The sequence below is a fragment of the Albidovulum sediminis genome, from assembly GCF_025380365.1.
Lineage (GTDB): Bacteria > Pseudomonadota > Alphaproteobacteria > Rhodobacterales > Rhodobacteraceae > Albidovulum > Albidovulum sediminis.
The window spans coordinates 1,706,921-1,722,708 of the sequence record NZ_JAOCQF010000001.1; the positions used below are offsets into that span (position 1 = coordinate 1,706,921).

The following is a 15,788-nucleotide window of genomic DNA, read 5'->3' on the forward strand; positions in this document are numbered from 1 at the left end:
CTGAAACACCGATGCCGGAACGATCGAACCACGGGACGATGCGAAGACGGTCGCACCAGCGCCATCCCGTCTTCCAGGACGCGCGCCACCGCCGCGCGCGGGTGCTGAAGATCCTCGCGACGCTGTCGGCCTTCACGCTCCTGACCTGGGTCACGGCCTTCGCCACTGGCATCTATTACATTGATATTCTTCCGGAAAATGCCAAGCTCGACCACATCCGGCTGGGCACCGCGACGGTCGAGGCGCCCGCGGCCCCCGGGCCCGCGCCGGAGTGCGTGGGCGACCCGCTGGCGGCAACCGACCTTCTGGCGGCGGGCGCCCGGGCACCGGTTTCGGCCTATCTCCGGGTCGTTCCGCCCGGCGCGCTGACCGCGCTTGCGGGGCATTGCCAGGACATTGACGGCGTGCTGGCCGAATGGCTCAGGATCGACGCGGCGACGCAGACGGCCGAATGGCTGGGCGAGACGGAGCCCGCGGCCGCGCTGTCGGAGGTGCGACAAAACGCACCCGACATCGGCATCGAACTCGTGGCCGTGCTGGCGTTTCCCGCGGTCGACGATGGCGGAACCGCGGTGCTGGACCAGCCCGCGGCACGGGCCCGCATCGCCACCGAACTGGCCGCGCGTGTCGCGGGCGGCGCCTATGCGGGCGCCTGCCTTTACCCCGCGCCGGGGCAGTATCGCGACCTGACGGGCCTGCGCGCGCTTCTGGCCGAGGTGGGGAAGGCCCTGCCGGACGGGGTGACAAGCTGTCTGGTCACCGATGCAGACGGCACGCTATGGCGCGATGCGGGCCTTGTGGCCGCGGTGGACACGCTGGTCCTGCGCGGCTTCAGCCCGCCCGGACCCGACACTCCGCCCGGCCCGCTGGCGCCGCAAGCCTGGTTCGAGGCGCTTCTGGCCGACGCGCTTGCGGCGGTGGGCCCGGACAAGCTGCGCCTTGCCCTTGGCTCGCTTGCCTATCGCTGGACCGATGGCGTGCCCGACCCGGCCCCGCTGTCCTTCGCCGAGGCGATGCGCCTGGCCCACCAGCACCAGGCGGTTATCGAGACCGACCCCGCCACGCTCAACACCCGCATCGCCTTCACCGACGCGGATGGCCGCAGGTCCGAAATCTGGGCGCTGGACGCCGTTTCCATCCATAACCAATTGCAGGCGCTTGGCGGGCAGGCGTTGGCCGGCATCGCGCTCTGGGGCGTCGGGCAGGAGGATCCGGGCGTCTGGACGCTCCTGCGGCGGGCGCCCGCGCTTCCGCCCGTATCGGCGATCGAGACGGTCTCCTTCGCCGATCAGGTCGTCTATGCGGGCGATGGCCCCTTCCGCCGCATCGCCGAAACCGCGGCCCCCGGCCAGCGCCGCTTCTTCCACGATCCAGCGACCGGCCTGATCACCGGCCAGGCCTGGGACATCCTGCCCCGCCCGGTCACGGTCGAACGCTATGGCGCGCGGACGGACCGGACGGTGGCGCTGACCTTCGACGACGGGCCCGACCCTGTCTTTACCGCCGACATCCTCGACATCCTGCACCGTTCCGGCGTTCCGGCCACGTTCTTCGTGGTCGGCGGCAACATGGCCGGCAATCCCGACATCGTCCGGCGGATGGTGGCGGAGGGGCACGAGGTCGGCTCCCACACCTTCCTCCACCCGGAGGGGGAGGATCTGTGGCTGATCCGGGCCCAGATCGAACTCAACGCCTTCCAGCGCCTGCTTGCGGGCGTGACCGGGCGCACCACCTATCTGTTCCGCACGCCCTACGGCCGCAGCGAGGGCCCCGTCACCGAGGCCGAGGCCACCCAGCAGGCCATCTACGAGACCGAGGGCTACGTCGTCGCCGGTGCCGATGTCGTGCCGCGCGACTGGGAAGGGATGACGGCGGGGGAGATCGCAGGCTATGTCCTGGCCGAGGTCCGCGACGACCGGGGCCAGGTGATCATCCTGCACGACGCCGGCGGCGACCGCTCCTCGACGGTGGCGGCGCTGCCTCTGATCATCGACGGCCTGCGCGAGCGCGGCTTCCGCTTCGTTCCCCTCTCGGCCTTCCTGGGGCTGACGCGGGACGAGGTGATGCCCATCGCCGCCGACCCGCTCACGCCGCTCGACCGCGCGTCCTTCGCCACCGCGGCGGGGATCGGCCATGCGCTGGTCTGGGTGTTCTGGGTCGCGGTCGTCGTCGGCGCCGCGCGCTCCTCGCTCGTCCTGCTGCTGGCGCTTCTCCGGCGCAGGCACCCTGCCCGCCTCTCCGACCCGCCGCCGGGGGTCACCGTCGCCATCCCCGCCTACAACGAGGAACTGGTGATCGCCGAGGCGGTCGGCGCGGCGCTGGCCTCCGGCTACCCCGGCCTCAGGGTGATCGTCGTCGACGACGGATCGACCGACGACACCGCGGGGGCGGTCCTGCGCGGTTACGGGCAGGACCGGCGCGTGCGCCTGATCCGGCAGAAGAATGGCGGCAAGTGGAGCGCGCTGAACGCGGCCCTCGCCGTGGCCGAGACCGAGATCATCGTCGCGGTCGACGCCGATACGCTTCTCGATGCAGGCGCGGTGGCCGCACTCGCGGCCCATTTCGCCGACCCGCGCATCGGCGCGGTCGCGGGCAACGTCAAGGTCGCGAACCGGCGCGGGTTGCTGCCGCGCTTCCAGGCGCTCGAATACATCACCGCGCAGAACATTGACCGCCGCGCCGCCGAACGGCTGAACGCGATCATGGTCGTCCCCGGCGCGATCGGCGCCTGGCGCACCGCTGCCCTGCGCAAGGTCGGGGGCTATTCGCCCGACACCATCACCGAGGACGCGGACCTGACGGTGTCGGTCCTGCGCGCCGGCTACCGGGTGGCGTTCGAGGAACGCGCGCTGTCGCTGACCGACGCGCCCGAAACCCTGCCCGCCTTCATGAAGCAGCGCCTGCGCTGGAGCTTCGGGATGATGCAGACCGCCTGGAAGCACCGCCGCGCGGCGCGCACCGCGCGCGGCGTGGGTCTTTTCACCCTGCCCGACCTCTGGCTGACGGGAATCGGGATGGGGCTGCTGGCCCCGCTGGCGGACGCCGTCCTGATCGCCGCCATCGCGGGCGCGGCGCTGGACGCGCTGCAGGGGCAGCCGCCCGCGCCGGGCGACGGCAGGCTTGCCATGATCCTCGGCTGGGCGATCCTGCCGCTGCTTGACCTTGCCGTCGCGCTGACAGCCTTCCGGTTCGAACGCAGGGAGCGGCTGTCGCTTCTCTTGCTCTTGCCGGTGCAGCGGGTGCTTTACCGGCCGCTCCTCTACATCACCGTCTACCGCGCGGTCGGCCATGCGCTGGCGGGTCGCATCGCCGCCTGGGGCAAGCTTGCGCGCAGCGGCGGCGTGGGAACCACCGCGCGCTGAGCGGGATCAGAGAAATACCTTGCAGCCTTCCGTCGCGATCTCTCCCTCGTGGACAGGCAGATCGCGCGGCGGGTTGATGATCGCCGACTGCACCGCGGTGATCCGGCGCGCGCAGGCGTCTGAGGCCGCGGGCGACACGCCCTTGCCGCCGATCCAGATGTCGAGCCAGGGATGCCCGTTGTGCCCGGTGTGGCAGGGGCCGCCCTGCGGGGTCGGGCCGTCGCCACAGACATCCTCGACGATGGCGTACTTGCGCAGGCGCGGCAGGTAGAACCGGGTGCCGGCCGGGTAGTCGAGCGTCTGGCGCCCGCCCACGATGCTGTGGCCGACCGCGATGGTGATCGGGCTTTGCCACGTCCCGTCGCCGCCGGCCCGCTGGCGAAGCACCGGCCGCGCGATGGCGGATGACCCCGGCGGGGTGTTGTCCCAATAGGTGTAGCCGGTGAGATAGATCGGGAACTGGCGCGATACATCGGCCGATCCGGATGCGGCCGGGGCCGGCGCGGCGGGGTCGATGCCAAGGCCCTTGGCCCGGGTGACCGGTGCGTCGGCACAGGCCGTAAGCGACAGGCAAGCCGCCGCCGTGAGAAGAAGACTGCTCAGATTGGGTCGCATCGCTCGGTCCTTTTTGCCTGTATTGCAGAAAAATCTTTTCTGTACCTGAACTGCCACATGCCAAGCCGGCATATGACTTTGCAACCATGGAAATTCTGTGGCGAAAATCTGGCAAAGTCCGCGAACCCCGGCCTCCGCATCGGCTACGATGTGCATGGTATTGCAGAAAAAGGAGAACTTTGCCGCGCCGCGCCCCTCGACCGGCCCCAAGGGGGTCGGCGAGTTTCCGCCACCGGCCTTTGCAAACCCCTTTCTGCGGGTGTCGGTGGGTGCAGGGCGCTCTGGCGATCAGATCCGGAAGTAGCGCTGCACCAGCCGCGGCAGCCATGCGCGGAATCGCAGCGGCGCGTCTGTGGCGGCCAGGCAGATGCAGGGCATCCCCGCCCCCGCGACCGGCGTATGTTCAAGGCTGCCATCGGCAACCTCCAGATCGCCGACACCGAAGCGGCCGGTCTCGTCGTCGAAGCTGCCCTGCAGCACAAGCGTCAGCTCGGTCCCGCCGTGGCTGTGTTCCGGCACCGCCTGCTCAGGTGGTATCGAGAGGAGCCGCACGCTGCCTGCCGTCCCCTCGTGCAGGATGCACTGGCGCACACCGCCGCCCATCGTCTGCCAGCGCGGCCCCGCGGCCCCCAGCGCGGCGGCGACCGGGCCGGGATAGATCCCCGACCTGCGATGGACGGGCCGGGGCTCCGCCCGAACCGGCCGGTCAAGAGCCGCCAGCGTGCGCGCCTTCAGGTCGCCCGAAACGGGCGCGGCCGCCGCCACCTCGAGCACGACACCACCGGCCGCCTCGTGCGCGGCCAGAAGCGCGCGGCATTCGTCGCACATCGACACATGCGCGGCGACGACAAGCTCGAACGGATAGCCGAGCGTTCCTGCGGCATAGGCCGCGATCATCCCATCGGGAACATGATGCGAGATGGCAGTCATGTCTCACGCAGTCCTTTCAGTTCGTGGCGCAGGCGGTCCAGCCCCAGCCGGATGCGCGACTTGATCGTGCCGAGCGGCAGACCCGTCTCTGCCCTGATCTCGGAATGGCTTAACTCCCCCAGATATGCCCGCTCGATCATCCCGAACTGTTCGGGCTTGAGCCGGCCCAGCGCGTCGCGCAACTGCCGCACCTCCTGGTCCAGCGCCAGGATCTGCGCCGGGTCCTCGCCGTGGCCCTCCTCGGTCTCGATCTCCTCGGGCAGGGGCTGGGCGGGGCGGCGCGACAGGTCGATCTGGCGGTTGCGCGCGATGCGGTAGATCCAGCCCGACACCTGCGACCGCGTCGGATCGAACTGCCCGGCCTTCTGCCAGACCGTCAGCATCGTGTCCTGCACGATGTCCTCGGCCTGCTGGGACCCCGCACCGGAGCGCACCGCCATCGCCTTCAGCCTCGGCGCGTAGAAATCGAACAGCCGCGCAAAGGCCGCGCGGTCGCGACGGTCGCGCACCGCCAGCATCCACACCGTCTGCTCGCTCGGCAGGGCATCGGTCGGGTCGGTCAAAGCTCCTCCGCCGCTCGCACGCAGGCGCGCCGCAAGGGGCGGGCGCACCGGGGCGAGAGTTGCAGGTTTGTCGGCAAGCTTCAACATGACCCGAATACGCACGATCTGCATGATCGGATCAAAAAAAGTGATCCACGCGCGGCGCTGGCCCGTATCCCTTGCAAAACAGGGGGTGACAGCATGTCCTTCGACCACGGGCCCGCGCGTCCGCAACGTATCGCGGTGATCGGCGCCGGCATTTCGGGGCTTGCCTCCGCCTATCTCCTCAGCCCGCTGAACCGCGTCACGGTCTACGAGGCCGAACCCCGGCTGGGCGGCCACGCGCGCACCGTGCTGGCGGGGCTGAGGGGCGATCAGCCCGTCGATACCGGCTTCATCGTCTTCAACTACTGCAACTATCCGCACCTGACGCGAATGTTCCGCGACCTCGACGTGCCGGTAGTGAAAAGCGACATGAGCTTCGGCGTCACCGTCGACGGCGGCCGGGTGGAATACGGCTTTCGCGACCTCGCCGCGATGCTGGGGCAGAAACGCAACGCGCTGCGCCCGCATTTCTTCCGCATGCTGCGCGACATCGTCCGCTTCAACGGGCGCGCCGAGGCGGCGGCGCAGACCGACGCCATGACCATCGCCGACCTGGTCGAGGAACTGCGCCTGGGCCGCTGGTTTCGCGACTACTACCTGATGCCGATCTGCGGCGCGATCTGGTCCACCCCCCCGACCGAGATCGGCGCCTTCCCCGCCCGAACTCTGGTCCGCTTCTTCCGCAACCACGCGCTGCTGGGGATCGCGGGCCAGCACCAGTGGTGGACGGTCGACGGCGGCAGCATCGAATACGTCCGGCGGCTGGAACGGCACCTGCGGCTGATGGGCTGCGACCTCAGGCCGGGAACGCCGGTCCGCTCCGTCCGGCGCGGCACCTCGGGCGTCACCGTCCAGGCCGCCGGCGGCGAGGCGGAGACCTATGACGAGGTCATCTTCGCCTGCCATTCCGATCAGGCGCTGCGGCTTCTGGCCGACCCCACGCCCGGCGAGCGGTCGGCCCTGTCGCGCCTGCGCTACCAGGACAACCGCGTGGTCCTTCACCGCGATATCGCCCAGATGCCGCGCCGGCGCGCCTGCTGGTCAAGCTGGGTCTACCGCGCCGACACCTCCGCGCAGCAGACCCGGCTGGGCGTGACCTACTGGATGAACCGCCTCCAGAACATCCCCGAAAACGATCCGCTGTTCGTCACGCTGAACCCCGCCACCGACATTCCCGACCGGCTTGTCTATGACGACACGGTGTTCCGCCATCCCGTCTTCGACGGCCCCGCGCTTGAGGCGCAGGCGGCGCTGCGGGCGCTGCAGGGGCAGAACCGGACATGGTTCGCCGGCGCCTACACCCGCCACGGCTTTCACGAGGACGGCTTTGCCTCTGCCGCGCGGATCGCGCGCGAACTTGAACGGCAGGACGCATGACGTTCTGGCCCGACCACATCAGCGGAGCCACCACCCATTCGCGGACGGGCAGGGTCAGCCATGTCTTCCGCTACGGGGTCGACTATGTCCTGATCGACCCGGCGTCGGCGAAGGGGCCGCTCCTGTTCTCGCGCAACCGCTGGAACCTCCTCTCCGTGAACGACCGCGACCATGGCGGCCAGCGGCGGCTGGGCCGTGGCGTCGACTGGGCGCGCGACATCCTTTCGGCCCGCGGACTGGCCCTTGGCATGACCGACCGCATCCTGCTGCTGACGCAGCCGGGATTTCTGGGTTACGTCTTCAACCCCGTCAGCTTCTGGCTCGCCTTCAGGGGCGAGGAACTCGTGGCCGTCATCGCCGAGGTCAACAACACCTTCGGCGACCGCCACAGCTATCTCTGCGCCCTGCCCGGCTTCGCGCCGATCGGCCCCTCGGACCGGATCGAGGCGACCAAGGTCTTTCACGTCTCGCCGTTTCAGGACATCGCGGGCAAGTACCGCTTCGCCTTCGATATCCGGCCCGATCGGATCAACATCCTGATCGCCTACCGCAACGGCGACGAGGGGGTGTTCGCCACCCTGTCGGGCCAGCGGCGGCCGCTTTCCAACCGTTCCGCCCTCGGCGCGCTCCTGCGCCGTCCGGCGGGTGCGCTCAGGACGATCCTGCTCATCCACTGGCAGGCGCTCCGTCTGGTTCTCAAACGCGCCGTCTACCGCCCCCGGCCCCTGCCACCGACCGAGGAGGTCAGCTGATGTTCACCCCCACACATCGCCGCCAGGCGGCCTTCCTGGCCGGTTGCGACCGGATCGCCCTGGGCTCGCTCCGCCTGCGCACGCCGGAAGGGGCGTGGCACGACTTCGGCCACGGCGACCCGGCGGCAGAGCTTGTCCTGCACGACTGGGTCGCGGTCACCGCTACGCTTTCCCGCGGAGCCGCGGGGCTTGCCGAAACCTATGCGGCCGGGCTTTGGGACACGCCGTCGGTCGAAAGCCTGGCCGCCCTCGCCTGCCTCAACCGCGACCGGCTTCGCGGCGCGCATCCGGCGGGGTTCTGGCAGGCGCTGCGCAGCCGGACGATGGGCTGGTTCACGCGCCGCGATGCGCGCGGGGCGCGCTTCACGCCCTCGGATGCGGGCAACGAGTTCTTCCAGCTCTGGCTCGATCCGGGGATGAGCTATTCCGCCGCGCTCTTCGCCCCCGGCGACGGCGACCTTCTGCGCGCGCAGAACCGCAAGCACGACCGCATCCTCGACCGTCTTGCCGCAGGGGGCGAGCGTCTGCTGGATCTTGGCTGCGGCTGGGGCGCGCTCGCCGAGCGCGCCGCCGACCGCGGCCATCGGGTCACCGGCTTCACCGCCCTGCCCGGCCAGCGCGGCTTTGCCGATGCGCGTCTCGACGGGCGGGCCGACATCCGGCTGGGCGGCCCGCACCACGCCTCGGGAACCTGGGACGCCATCGTGGCCGTCGAGATCGACACCTCCCTGCCCGGTGCCGACCGGCCCGCCCTGCTTGCCACCCTCAAGGCGTGCCTGGCCGAGGGCGGGCGGGCCGTGCTCCAGACCACCACCACGCGCGCCACGCGCGCCGGGGCCGGGCCGGGCGCCGGGCTTGCCGGCCTGCCGTTCCCCGCCTGGGCGCCACCGGCCGCAGAGGACGACATCCTGCGCGCGGCGGCGGCGGCCGGGCTTGCCTGCCGCGACCGCTTCGCCTTCGGCGCCGACTATGCGCGGACGTGCCGCCTCTGGTCCGAACGGCTTGACACGCAGGCCGGGCGCGCGCTCCGGCACGGCTATGACCAGCCGTTCCTGCGCCGCTGGCGGCTCGCGCTGGGCGCTGCCGCCGCCGCCTTCGCGACCGGAGAGGCCGACGTCGTGCAACTGGAGTTCACCCATGCCTAGAGCCGCCGTCCTCCTCCTGTCGCTGCTCCCGGCGCTTCCGCTTGCCGCCGAAACCGCCCCGTCCGAGGTCCACGCGCACCTCGGCGCGCCGCAGCCGCTGGGCCGGGCGGAATATCGCTTTCTCGGTGCCCGGCTTTACGAGGCGACGCTCTTCACCGCCGGCACCCCGCGCTTCGACTGGAACGCGCCGCTTGCGCTGCAACTGGTCTACGCCCGCAGCCTGAGCGGTCAGACCCTTGTCGACGCGACCATGGCGGAACTGGACCGGATCGAGGGGGCGGCCCCCGACCACGCCGATATCCGCGAAAAGCTGATGGCCTGCTTTCGCGACGTTGGCGACGGCGACCGTTATGTCGCGGTGGCCGAGGATGCCGACACCGTCGATTTCTGGCTGAACGGGCGCAAGACCTGCGGCCTTGCCCATGCCGAGGCCAAGCGGCGGCTTCTGGGGATCTGGCTCTCTGCCGAAAGCCGGTCGGAGCGGCTGGCGCGACAGCTCAGGGGCGAATGATGCTGGCGGGAAAGACCGCGCTCTTCGCCGCCCTGATCGCGGCGGCGGGCTTGCCTCTTTACATCCACCTGCCGCGCTTCGCGACGGCGGAACTCGGCCTGTCGCTCAGCGCAGTCGGAACCATCCTGATCGCGCTGCGCATCGTCGACTTCGTCCAGGACCCGGCACTTGGCTGGCTGGTGGATCGCCTGCCCCGGTGGCGCGCCGCGCTGGCCGCGGCAGCCGCCTTCGGGCTCTCCACCGGCTTCCTGCTTCTCTTCGTGGTCGCGCCGCCCGTCCGCGCCGACCTCTGGATGGCGCTCGCCCTGCTCCTGCTCTTCACCGCCTACAGCCTGGCCACCATCCTGCTTTACGGACAGGGGATCGCGCTGGCCGAGGCCACGGGCGGCTCCGGCCATCTGCGGATCGCCGCCTACCGCGAGTCGGGCATCATCGCCGGGGTGGTCCTGGCCGCGGCAGCCCCGTCGCTGCTGGCCCTGACGGCAGTCGACCCTTACCGCAGCTTCGGCCTGCTTCTTGCCGGGGCGGCGGCTCTGGTCTGGGCGGCGACGCGGGACCTGTGGTCGCTGCCGCGCGCTGTTTCCCCCGGCACCGGCCTTGCCCGGCTGCACGCAGCCGGCGCGGCCCCGCTTCTGCTCCTTGCGCTCGTCAACGCCCTGCCGGTCGCGCTGACCTCGACGCTTTTCCTCTTCTTCGTCGAGGATCGCCTTGCGCTGGCCGGAAGTGCCGGGCTGTTCCTGATCCTGTTCTTCGCCAGCGCCGGGCTTTCGGCCCCGTTCTGGGCGCGGGCGGCCGGCCGTCACGGTGCGCGCACGATCCTGCTGGCGGGAATGTCGCTGTCGGTCGCCGCCTTCATCGGCGCGGCGGGCGTTCCCGCAGGCGCGGCGGCGGCCTTCGCGGCGATCTGCATCGCCTCGGGCGCGGCCCTGGGCGCCGAGATGGTGGTGCTGCCCGCGCTCTTCTCCGCCCGACTGTCTGCCGCCGCGCTTCCCGGAGGGCAGGCCTTCGGTCTCTGGGCCTTCGTCGCCAAGGCCGCGCTTGCGCTGGCGGCGGTCACCTCGCTGCCCTTTCTCGAGGTCAGTGGCTACCGTCCCGGCGGGCCGAACCCTGCCGAGGCGCTCGCGGCGCTGACCTTCGCCTACGCCATCCTTCCCTGCATTCTGAAACTCGCCGCCATCGCACTGGTCGTGCGGCTTCCCGAAAGGGCCATAAAGACATGAAAACGCTTCTCGTCCTCCTGCTGCTGGCTCTGGCGATCCTGGCCGGGCAGCGCCTTTTCTTCAGCTTCGCCGCCCAGCGCGCAAGCGACTACGCCCGCACCGGCCCCGCGTTCGACCTGCGCCGGCACCTCGCGGGGCCGATCCTGTCCGAAGGGGTCATCTTCGGCCCCGACGGCCGCGTCGCCTCGCGCTTCGTGGCCGAGATGCAGGGCGACTGGGACGGCGACACCGGCACGCTTTCGGAACGCTTCCGCTACGCCGACGGCGGCGTGCAGGACCGGAAATGGAACCTCACCATCGGCACGGACGGCCGCTTCACCGCCACCGCCGACGACATCATCGGCACCGGCACGGGCGAACAGTCCGGCGCCACCGCCCGCATCACCTACCGGCTGAGGCTGCCCGAGGCGGCGGGGGGCCACGTCCTTGACGTCACCGACTGGCTTTACCTGATGGAGAACGGCACGATCATGAACCGCTCCGAGATGCGCAAGTTCGGCGTAAAGGTGGCCGAACTGATCGCGACGATGCGGCCTGCGCCGTGACGCGGAAGTTCCGCGGCAAGACCTACTGGATCGTCGGCGCGAGCGAGGGGCTGGGCCGGGCGATTGCCGCGGCCCTTGCCGCCGAGGGCGCGGACCTGATCCTGTCCTCGCGCAACCGCGACAGGCTCGCGGCGCTGGCCCGCGACCTCGGGACCGGGCGCGCCCTGCCGATGGACGTGACCGACAGCGCCTCGGTCAGGCAGGCCGTGGCCGAGGCAGGCGAGGTGGACGGCGTCATCTTCAGCGCGGGGCTTTATGACCCGATGTCCGCCGCCACATGGGACACCGAGGCCGCCCTGCGCATGTGCGACGCGAATTTCCTCGGCGCGATGCGGCTTCTGGGCGGGGTCGTGCCTGCGATGATCGCACGCGGCCAGGGCCATGTGGTTCTGATCGGCTCGCTCGCCGGGTATCGCGGCCTGCCCGGCGCGATCGGCTACGGCGCCAGCAAGGCCGCGCTGATGCACTTGGCCGAGGGCCTGCGGGGCGAGACGCTGGGGACCGGCGTGACGGTGCAACTGGCCAATCCGGGCTTCATCCGCACGCGCCTGACCGCCAAGAACACGTTCCACATGCCCTCGCTGATGACGCCCGAGGGGGCAGCGGCCGAGGTCCTGCGGCTGATGCGCGGCGGCCGCTTCCGGCGCGACTTCCCGCGCCCCTTCGCCTGGCTCTTCACCCTCGGCCGCTTCCTGCCGGAGCGGCTGTTCTACCGGCTGTTCCGGGGGTAGGCCAGGCCTCAGGGCGTGCGGGGATCGTGCGGCAGCAACTCCGCGATCTCGCGCCGGAATGGCAGGTCGTCGCCACGGTCGGGCGCGTCCAGTTCCTCCGCCCAGGTCCGCCCGGCATAGGTCGCCCAGGCGATCGGCCCCGGCGCCGCCGCATCCCCGATCAGCTTCAGCGACCGGATGCCGGCGCCCTGCCAGTCAAGCGCGCGGGTGGCGTGGTATAGCCCGTCGTCCGGGGTGCGCGACGTCACCATGACCACCGCTTCGGCCGCCAGCGCCGACTGCCGCCCCGTCCAGGTGCATCCCAGGATAACCTCTTGCGCGCCAATGACTTCCGGCGCCTTGCTCAGGTGAATCTCTACCCCGATCTCCAGCAGCCGCCGCATGATCGTGCCCTGCTCGAGCGTGTTGTCGGTCCACTCGGCCACCTTGACCGCGGGGGTGACGAAATCAACCTTGCAGCCCTTCGCGACCAGCAGTTCCGCCAGCACAGATCCCATGTAGAAATGATCGTCGTCATAAAGGGTTACGCGGCGATCTTCGGGCGCGTTCCCGGCCATCAGGTCGTCGGGTGTGTAAAGGGCCATCGCCGGGTCGGTCGGGATCGGGTGCAGGTGCAGACGCGCCACCGCATCGCGCCGCCAGCGGCTTCCGGTCGCGATGGCGACGTGTTCGGCGCCCATCGACAGGATATCCTCGGCCGTCAGGCGGCTGTCGCGGTAGATCTCCACGTTCGGCATCGGCGCCATCTGGCCGGTGCGGTAGTCCGCCACCCGACCCCAGGCCGACAGGCCCGGCAGCGCGCGTTCCCGCGCCACCCGCCCGCCCAGCGTTGTCGAGGCCTCCGCCAGCGTGACCTGGTAGCCGCGCCGCGCGGCCTGCAACGCGGCCTCAAGCCCCGTCGGCCCCGCACCGACGATCAGGACGCTTTCCGACGCGCCTTTCGGCCGGGCGCGGTCCGGGTGCCAGCCCTTGCGCCATTCCTCCATGAAGGCGGTGTTCTGGGTACAGCGACTGAGGCCCTGAGTCAGGTCTCCGCTGACGCAGATGTTGCAGCCGATGCACTCGCGGATCTCCTCGTAGCGCCCTTCCTCCACCTTCACAGGCAGGAACGGGTCGGCGATCGAGGGACGGGCGGCACCAATGAAGTCGAGGATGCCCGACCTGATCTGGCGGACCATCGCATCGGGCGAGGTAAAGCGGCCGACGCCGACGACCGGCTTCGGGGTCAGCGCCTTGATCCCCTTGACCAGATCCTCCTGCGCGCCCTCGGGCTTGAAACGCGAGGTGCCGGAACAGTTTTCCCAGGTTCCGTGCGCCAGGTCCCAGATGTCGGGCAGGTCCCCGTGCATCTCGATGAAGTCGCGCAACTCGGCGTTGGAAAAACCGTAGGCGCCCGCCTCGTGCAGCGACATGCGCAGGGAAACGGCCACTTCCCCCCTGGTTTCTTCCCTTGCTTCCTCAACCACTTCGCGCAGGAACCTCGCGCGGTTCTCAAGGCTGCCGCCGTATTCGTCGGTGCGGTGGTTGGTGGCGCGGGAAAGGAAATGCTGAAGGATGCCGAAGCCATGGGCGCCGTACAGGCAGACCAGGTCGAACCCCGCCTGCTGACTGCGGCGGAAGGCGTTGCGGAACCAGCGGCGGAGATCGCGGATATCCTCCCGGTCCATGGTGCGGGCCTGCACCGGGTCGGAGGTGAAGGTCAGGATCGGCCCGCCGGAGACCGCCAGCGGCACCTCGCGCGAGTAGAGGTTCGGCCCGTTGATGCCTGAATAGGCAAGCTGAATCCCGGCGAGCGCGCCGTGGCTCTTCATCGCCTCGGCCATGCGGGCGAGTGCGGGAATGTCGCGGTCGTCCCAGAGGTGCTGTTCGATGAAGGGGGTGATCTCCGAGGTCGGGTGAATCTCGGTCTGTTCGGTGAAGATCACGCCCCAGCCGCCCTCGGCCTTGGTGCGGCGCATCTCGACCACGGCGGAGGGGTCGCGGTAACCGCCGCCGTTGCAGTGCGGCACCTGGTAGAAGCGGTTCTTCGCCGTCTTGGGGCCGATCTGCATCGGCGTGAAGAGGATGTCGTGGGCGGGCAGACGGGTCATGGCAGAAGCCTCAGGTCGGCGGACTGGGTGGAAAGCCGCGCGGGGTCGCGCGGGGGGATGTCGGCGATCAGGAGCGCGGGATGGTCCCCGGCCTGGGCCAGCACCTCGCCATGCGGCCCGGCGATGAGCGAGCCGCCGACGTAAGCCAGGTCGCCCTCCGCCCCGCAGTAGTTCGCGTAGACGATGGAAAGGCCATGGTTTGCGGCCATCGCGGGGACGGTGTGACGCACGACATGGGTGAACGGTGCCATGTTCGCGGTCGGGTTCAGGATCACCGTCACCCCGCGGTCGGCCAGCGCCTTGACATGGGGCGCGAACTCCACGTCGTAGCAGATGAGGAGAGCGGCGGTCTTCCCCGCCAGCGGAAAGGTGACGTAGGCGTCGCCAGGCGTGTAGATCGCGCGTTCGCGCGGACCGTAAAGCTGGATCTTGCGGTAGTTGGCAAGAACCGCCCCGTCCGGCCCGAAACAGACGGCGGAGTTGAAGACGCGGGTGCCATCGCGTTCGGCGTAGCCCACCACCAGCGCGCAGCCGGCGGCGGCAGCCGCCCGCGCCAGCCGGCGCATCGGCGCGCTGTCGGGCGCCAGCGCCTTGCCGGGGATGCCGTCCTGATTGTAGCCGGGCAGCCAGACCTCGGGCAGCACCAGCGCCGCCGCGCCCATCGCCGCGGCCGCGGCCAGCGCCGTCTCGGCCGCGGTCAGGCCGGCTTCCAGATCGGATGCGGGCGAGGTGCCCTGCCAGAGTGCCAGTCGCATGCGTCACACGTCCGGACCGTCGCCGGTCCGGCTTCCCTGAATGAACGGGTGGAGGGTCGGGGGCAGGCCTGTCCCGCCCCCGGGCCGGATCACTTCTTGAGGTTGGTCCAGATCGCGTCGTAAAGCTTTTGCGTTTCCTCGTCGCAGGCCTCGATGAAGAAGCCCTTCTGGTCCGCCGGCGGGTTGTTTTCCGGGCTGTTCTTGATCTCGTCGGCCAGGAAGGGATCGACGCCGGTGACGCCCGAGGTATAGGCGGCGTAGTTGGTGACGGCGGCCGAGTTTTCGGGGTCGAGCAGGAAGTTCATGAACTTCAGCGCGTTGTCGCGGTTCGGCGCGTCCTTCAGCAGGACGACGTTGTCCATCCAGACGACATAGCCTTCCTTCGGGAAGGCGTATTCGACATTCGCGCCCTCGGCCCGCGCCTTGGCGGAGAAGCCGTTGTAGATCATGCCCGCCGCCGCGTCGCCCGAGACAAGCACGTCCTTGGCGGTGTCCGACCCGAACGAGGCCCAGTGCGCCTTCGCCGCGACGAGCATGTCGCTGAGCGCCTTGAGCTGTTCGCGGTCCTGCGAGCACTGCGGGATGCCGAGGTAGATCGAGCCAAGGGCCAGAACCTCGCCCTGGCTGTCGAGGACGTTGATCTTGCCCTGAAGCTCCGCCGGCGGGTTGAAGAGGATGGCAAGGCTGTCGATGTCGCCCTGATAGACGTCGCGGTTCACGCTGAACGCGGTGGAGCCCCACTGGTAGGGGATGGAGGACTTGCGGCCCGGATCGAAGGGCACGTCGAGCCACTGCGGCGCGATGTTGCCGAAGTTCGGCAGGTCTTCGGGCGCGAACGTGTCCAGAAGCCCCTCGTCGCCCATGATCTTGACCATGTAGTCGCCGGGGACGGCCACGTCGTACTGGCCGATCTTGCCGGCCTTGAGCGCGGCCAGCATCGCCTCGTTGCTGTCGTAGGTGTCGATGGTCACGTCGATGCCGGTCTCGGTCTCGAATTTCTGGACCAGCTCCTCGGGGATGTATTCGAACCAGTGGTAGACCTTCAGTTCCCCTTCCGCGAAGGCCGGGGTGGCCAGAAGGCAGGTGCCGAGCAACAGTTTCTTCATCG

General features: G+C 69.9%; 14 protein-coding genes. 8 read left to right on the plus strand and 6 right to left on the minus strand.

Going from position 1 to position 15,788, the window contains the following annotated elements:
• The first annotated feature begins 11 nt into the window (after positions 1–11).
• A complete protein-coding gene (locus N5I32_RS08410; RefSeq protein ID WP_261494950.1) occupies positions 12–3,362 on the plus strand; it encodes a glycosyltransferase in 3,351 nt (1,116 codons plus the stop codon).
• A gap of 6 nt (positions 3,363–3,368) precedes the next feature.
• Here N5I32_RS08410 and N5I32_RS08415 read toward each other — a convergent pair whose 3' ends face one another.
• From N5I32_RS08415 to N5I32_RS08425, 3 genes are all read right to left on the minus strand, one after another.
• On the minus strand, positions 3,369–3,977 hold the full coding sequence (locus tag N5I32_RS08415) for a hypothetical protein (RefSeq protein WP_261494951.1): 609 nt from the start codon (positions 3,975–3,977) through the stop codon (positions 3,369–3,371).
• Between the two features lie 288 nt (positions 3,978–4,265).
• On the minus strand, positions 4,266–4,907 hold the full coding sequence (locus N5I32_RS08420; RefSeq protein ID WP_261494953.1) for a ChrR family anti-sigma-E factor: 642 nt from the start codon (positions 4,905–4,907) through the stop codon (positions 4,266–4,268).
• Positions 4,904–5,425 carry a sigma-70 family RNA polymerase sigma factor gene (locus N5I32_RS08425; RefSeq protein WP_261495962.1) on the minus strand — a complete coding sequence of 174 codons (522 nt, stop codon included), beginning with the start codon at positions 5,423–5,425 and terminating at the stop codon, positions 4,904–4,906. Before N5I32_RS08425 ends, N5I32_RS08420 begins: the two co-directional genes overlap by 4 nt.
• A gap of 225 nt (positions 5,426–5,650) precedes the next feature.
• Here N5I32_RS08425 and N5I32_RS08430 point away from each other — a divergent pair, with 225 nt between their 5' ends.
• The 7 genes from N5I32_RS08430 to N5I32_RS08460 are packed head-to-tail and all read left to right on the plus strand — an operon-like array spanning position 5,651 to position 11,835.
• Positions 5,651–6,931, plus strand: coding sequence for an NAD(P)/FAD-dependent oxidoreductase (locus N5I32_RS08430; protein ID WP_261494954.1), 1,281 nt, complete (start codon positions 5,651–5,653; stop codon positions 6,929–6,931).
• A complete protein-coding gene (locus N5I32_RS08435; protein WP_261494955.1) occupies positions 6,928–7,683 on the plus strand; it encodes a DUF1365 domain-containing protein in 756 nt (251 codons plus the stop codon). Before N5I32_RS08430 ends, N5I32_RS08435 begins: the two co-directional genes overlap by 4 nt.
• Positions 7,683–8,828, plus strand: coding sequence for an SAM-dependent methyltransferase (locus N5I32_RS08440; RefSeq protein ID WP_261494956.1), 1,146 nt, complete (start codon positions 7,683–7,685; stop codon positions 8,826–8,828). Before N5I32_RS08435 ends, N5I32_RS08440 begins: the two co-directional genes overlap by 1 nt.
• Positions 8,821–9,339, plus strand: a complete 519-nt coding sequence (locus N5I32_RS08445; RefSeq protein ID WP_261494957.1) for a hypothetical protein — start codon at positions 8,821–8,823, stop codon at positions 9,337–9,339. Before N5I32_RS08440 ends, N5I32_RS08445 begins: the two co-directional genes overlap by 8 nt.
• Positions 9,339–10,559, plus strand: a complete 1,221-nt coding sequence (locus N5I32_RS08450; protein WP_261494958.1) for an MFS transporter — start codon at positions 9,339–9,341, stop codon at positions 10,557–10,559. The genes N5I32_RS08445 and N5I32_RS08450 overlap by 1 nt, the downstream gene beginning before the upstream one ends.
• Positions 10,556–11,104, plus strand: a complete 549-nt coding sequence (locus N5I32_RS08455; RefSeq protein ID WP_261494959.1) for a DUF3833 domain-containing protein — start codon at positions 10,556–10,558, stop codon at positions 11,102–11,104. The genes N5I32_RS08450 and N5I32_RS08455 overlap by 4 nt, the downstream gene beginning before the upstream one ends.
• Complete coding sequence (locus N5I32_RS08460) at positions 11,101–11,835, plus strand: SDR family NAD(P)-dependent oxidoreductase (protein ID WP_261494960.1); 735 nt, start codon at positions 11,101–11,103, stop codon at positions 11,833–11,835. Before N5I32_RS08455 ends, N5I32_RS08460 begins: the two co-directional genes overlap by 4 nt.
• Before the next feature lie 8 nt (positions 11,836–11,843).
• On the opposite strand, the gene N5I32_RS08465 is transcribed toward N5I32_RS08460, so the two are convergent.
• The 3 genes from N5I32_RS08465 to N5I32_RS08475 all read right to left on the minus strand — a co-directional run bounded on the left by N5I32_RS08465 (position 11,844) and on the right by N5I32_RS08475 (position 15,786).
• Positions 11,844–13,925, minus strand: coding sequence for an oxidoreductase (locus tag N5I32_RS08465; RefSeq protein WP_261494961.1), 2,082 nt, complete (start codon positions 13,923–13,925; stop codon positions 11,844–11,846).
• Positions 13,922–14,680: a nitrilase-related carbon-nitrogen hydrolase gene (locus N5I32_RS08470; RefSeq protein ID WP_261494962.1), complete on the minus strand. Its 759-nt coding sequence runs from the start codon at positions 14,678–14,680 to the stop codon at positions 13,922–13,924. The genes N5I32_RS08465 and N5I32_RS08470 overlap by 4 nt, the downstream gene beginning before the upstream one ends.
• An 89-nt stretch (positions 14,681–14,769) precedes the next feature.
• Positions 14,770–15,786, minus strand: a complete 1,017-nt coding sequence (locus N5I32_RS08475) for an extracellular solute-binding protein (protein ID WP_261494963.1) — start codon at positions 15,784–15,786, stop codon at positions 14,770–14,772.
• Between the last annotated feature and the right edge of the window lie 2 nt (positions 15,787–15,788).

Coding starts and splice junctions, on each gene's coding strand:
- N5I32_RS08410 (WP_261494950.1), top strand. CDS start 12: ATGCCGGAACGATCGAACCACGGGACGATGCGAAGACGGTCGCACCAG.
- N5I32_RS08445 (WP_261494957.1), top strand. CDS start 8,821: ATGCCTAGAGCCGCCGTCCTCCTCCTGTCGCTGCTCCCGGCGCTTCCG.
- N5I32_RS08425 (WP_261495962.1), bottom strand. CDS start 5,425: ATGCTGGCGGTGCGCGACCGTCGCGACCGCGCGGCCTTTGCGCGGCTG.
- N5I32_RS08440 (WP_261494956.1), top strand. CDS start 7,683: ATGTTCACCCCCACACATCGCCGCCAGGCGGCCTTCCTGGCCGGTTGC.
- N5I32_RS08430 (WP_261494954.1), top strand. CDS start 5,651: ATGTCCTTCGACCACGGGCCCGCGCGTCCGCAACGTATCGCGGTGATC.
- N5I32_RS08470 (WP_261494962.1), bottom strand. CDS start 14,680: ATGCGACTGGCACTCTGGCAGGGCACCTCGCCCGCATCCGATCTGGAA.
- N5I32_RS08465 (WP_261494961.1), bottom strand. CDS start 13,925: ATGACCCGTCTGCCCGCCCACGACATCCTCTTCACGCCGATGCAGATC.
- N5I32_RS08435 (WP_261494955.1), top strand. CDS start 6,928: ATGACGTTCTGGCCCGACCACATCAGCGGAGCCACCACCCATTCGCGG.
- N5I32_RS08455 (WP_261494959.1), top strand. CDS start 10,556: ATGAAAACGCTTCTCGTCCTCCTGCTGCTGGCTCTGGCGATCCTGGCC.
- N5I32_RS08450 (WP_261494958.1), top strand. CDS start 9,339: ATGCTGGCGGGAAAGACCGCGCTCTTCGCCGCCCTGATCGCGGCGGCG.
- N5I32_RS08420 (WP_261494953.1), bottom strand. CDS start 4,907: ATGACTGCCATCTCGCATCATGTTCCCGATGGGATGATCGCGGCCTAT.
- N5I32_RS08475 (WP_261494963.1), bottom strand. CDS start 15,786: ATGAAGAAACTGTTGCTCGGCACCTGCCTTCTGGCCACCCCGGCCTTC.
- N5I32_RS08415 (WP_261494951.1), bottom strand. CDS start 3,977: ATGCGACCCAATCTGAGCAGTCTTCTTCTCACGGCGGCGGCTTGCCTG.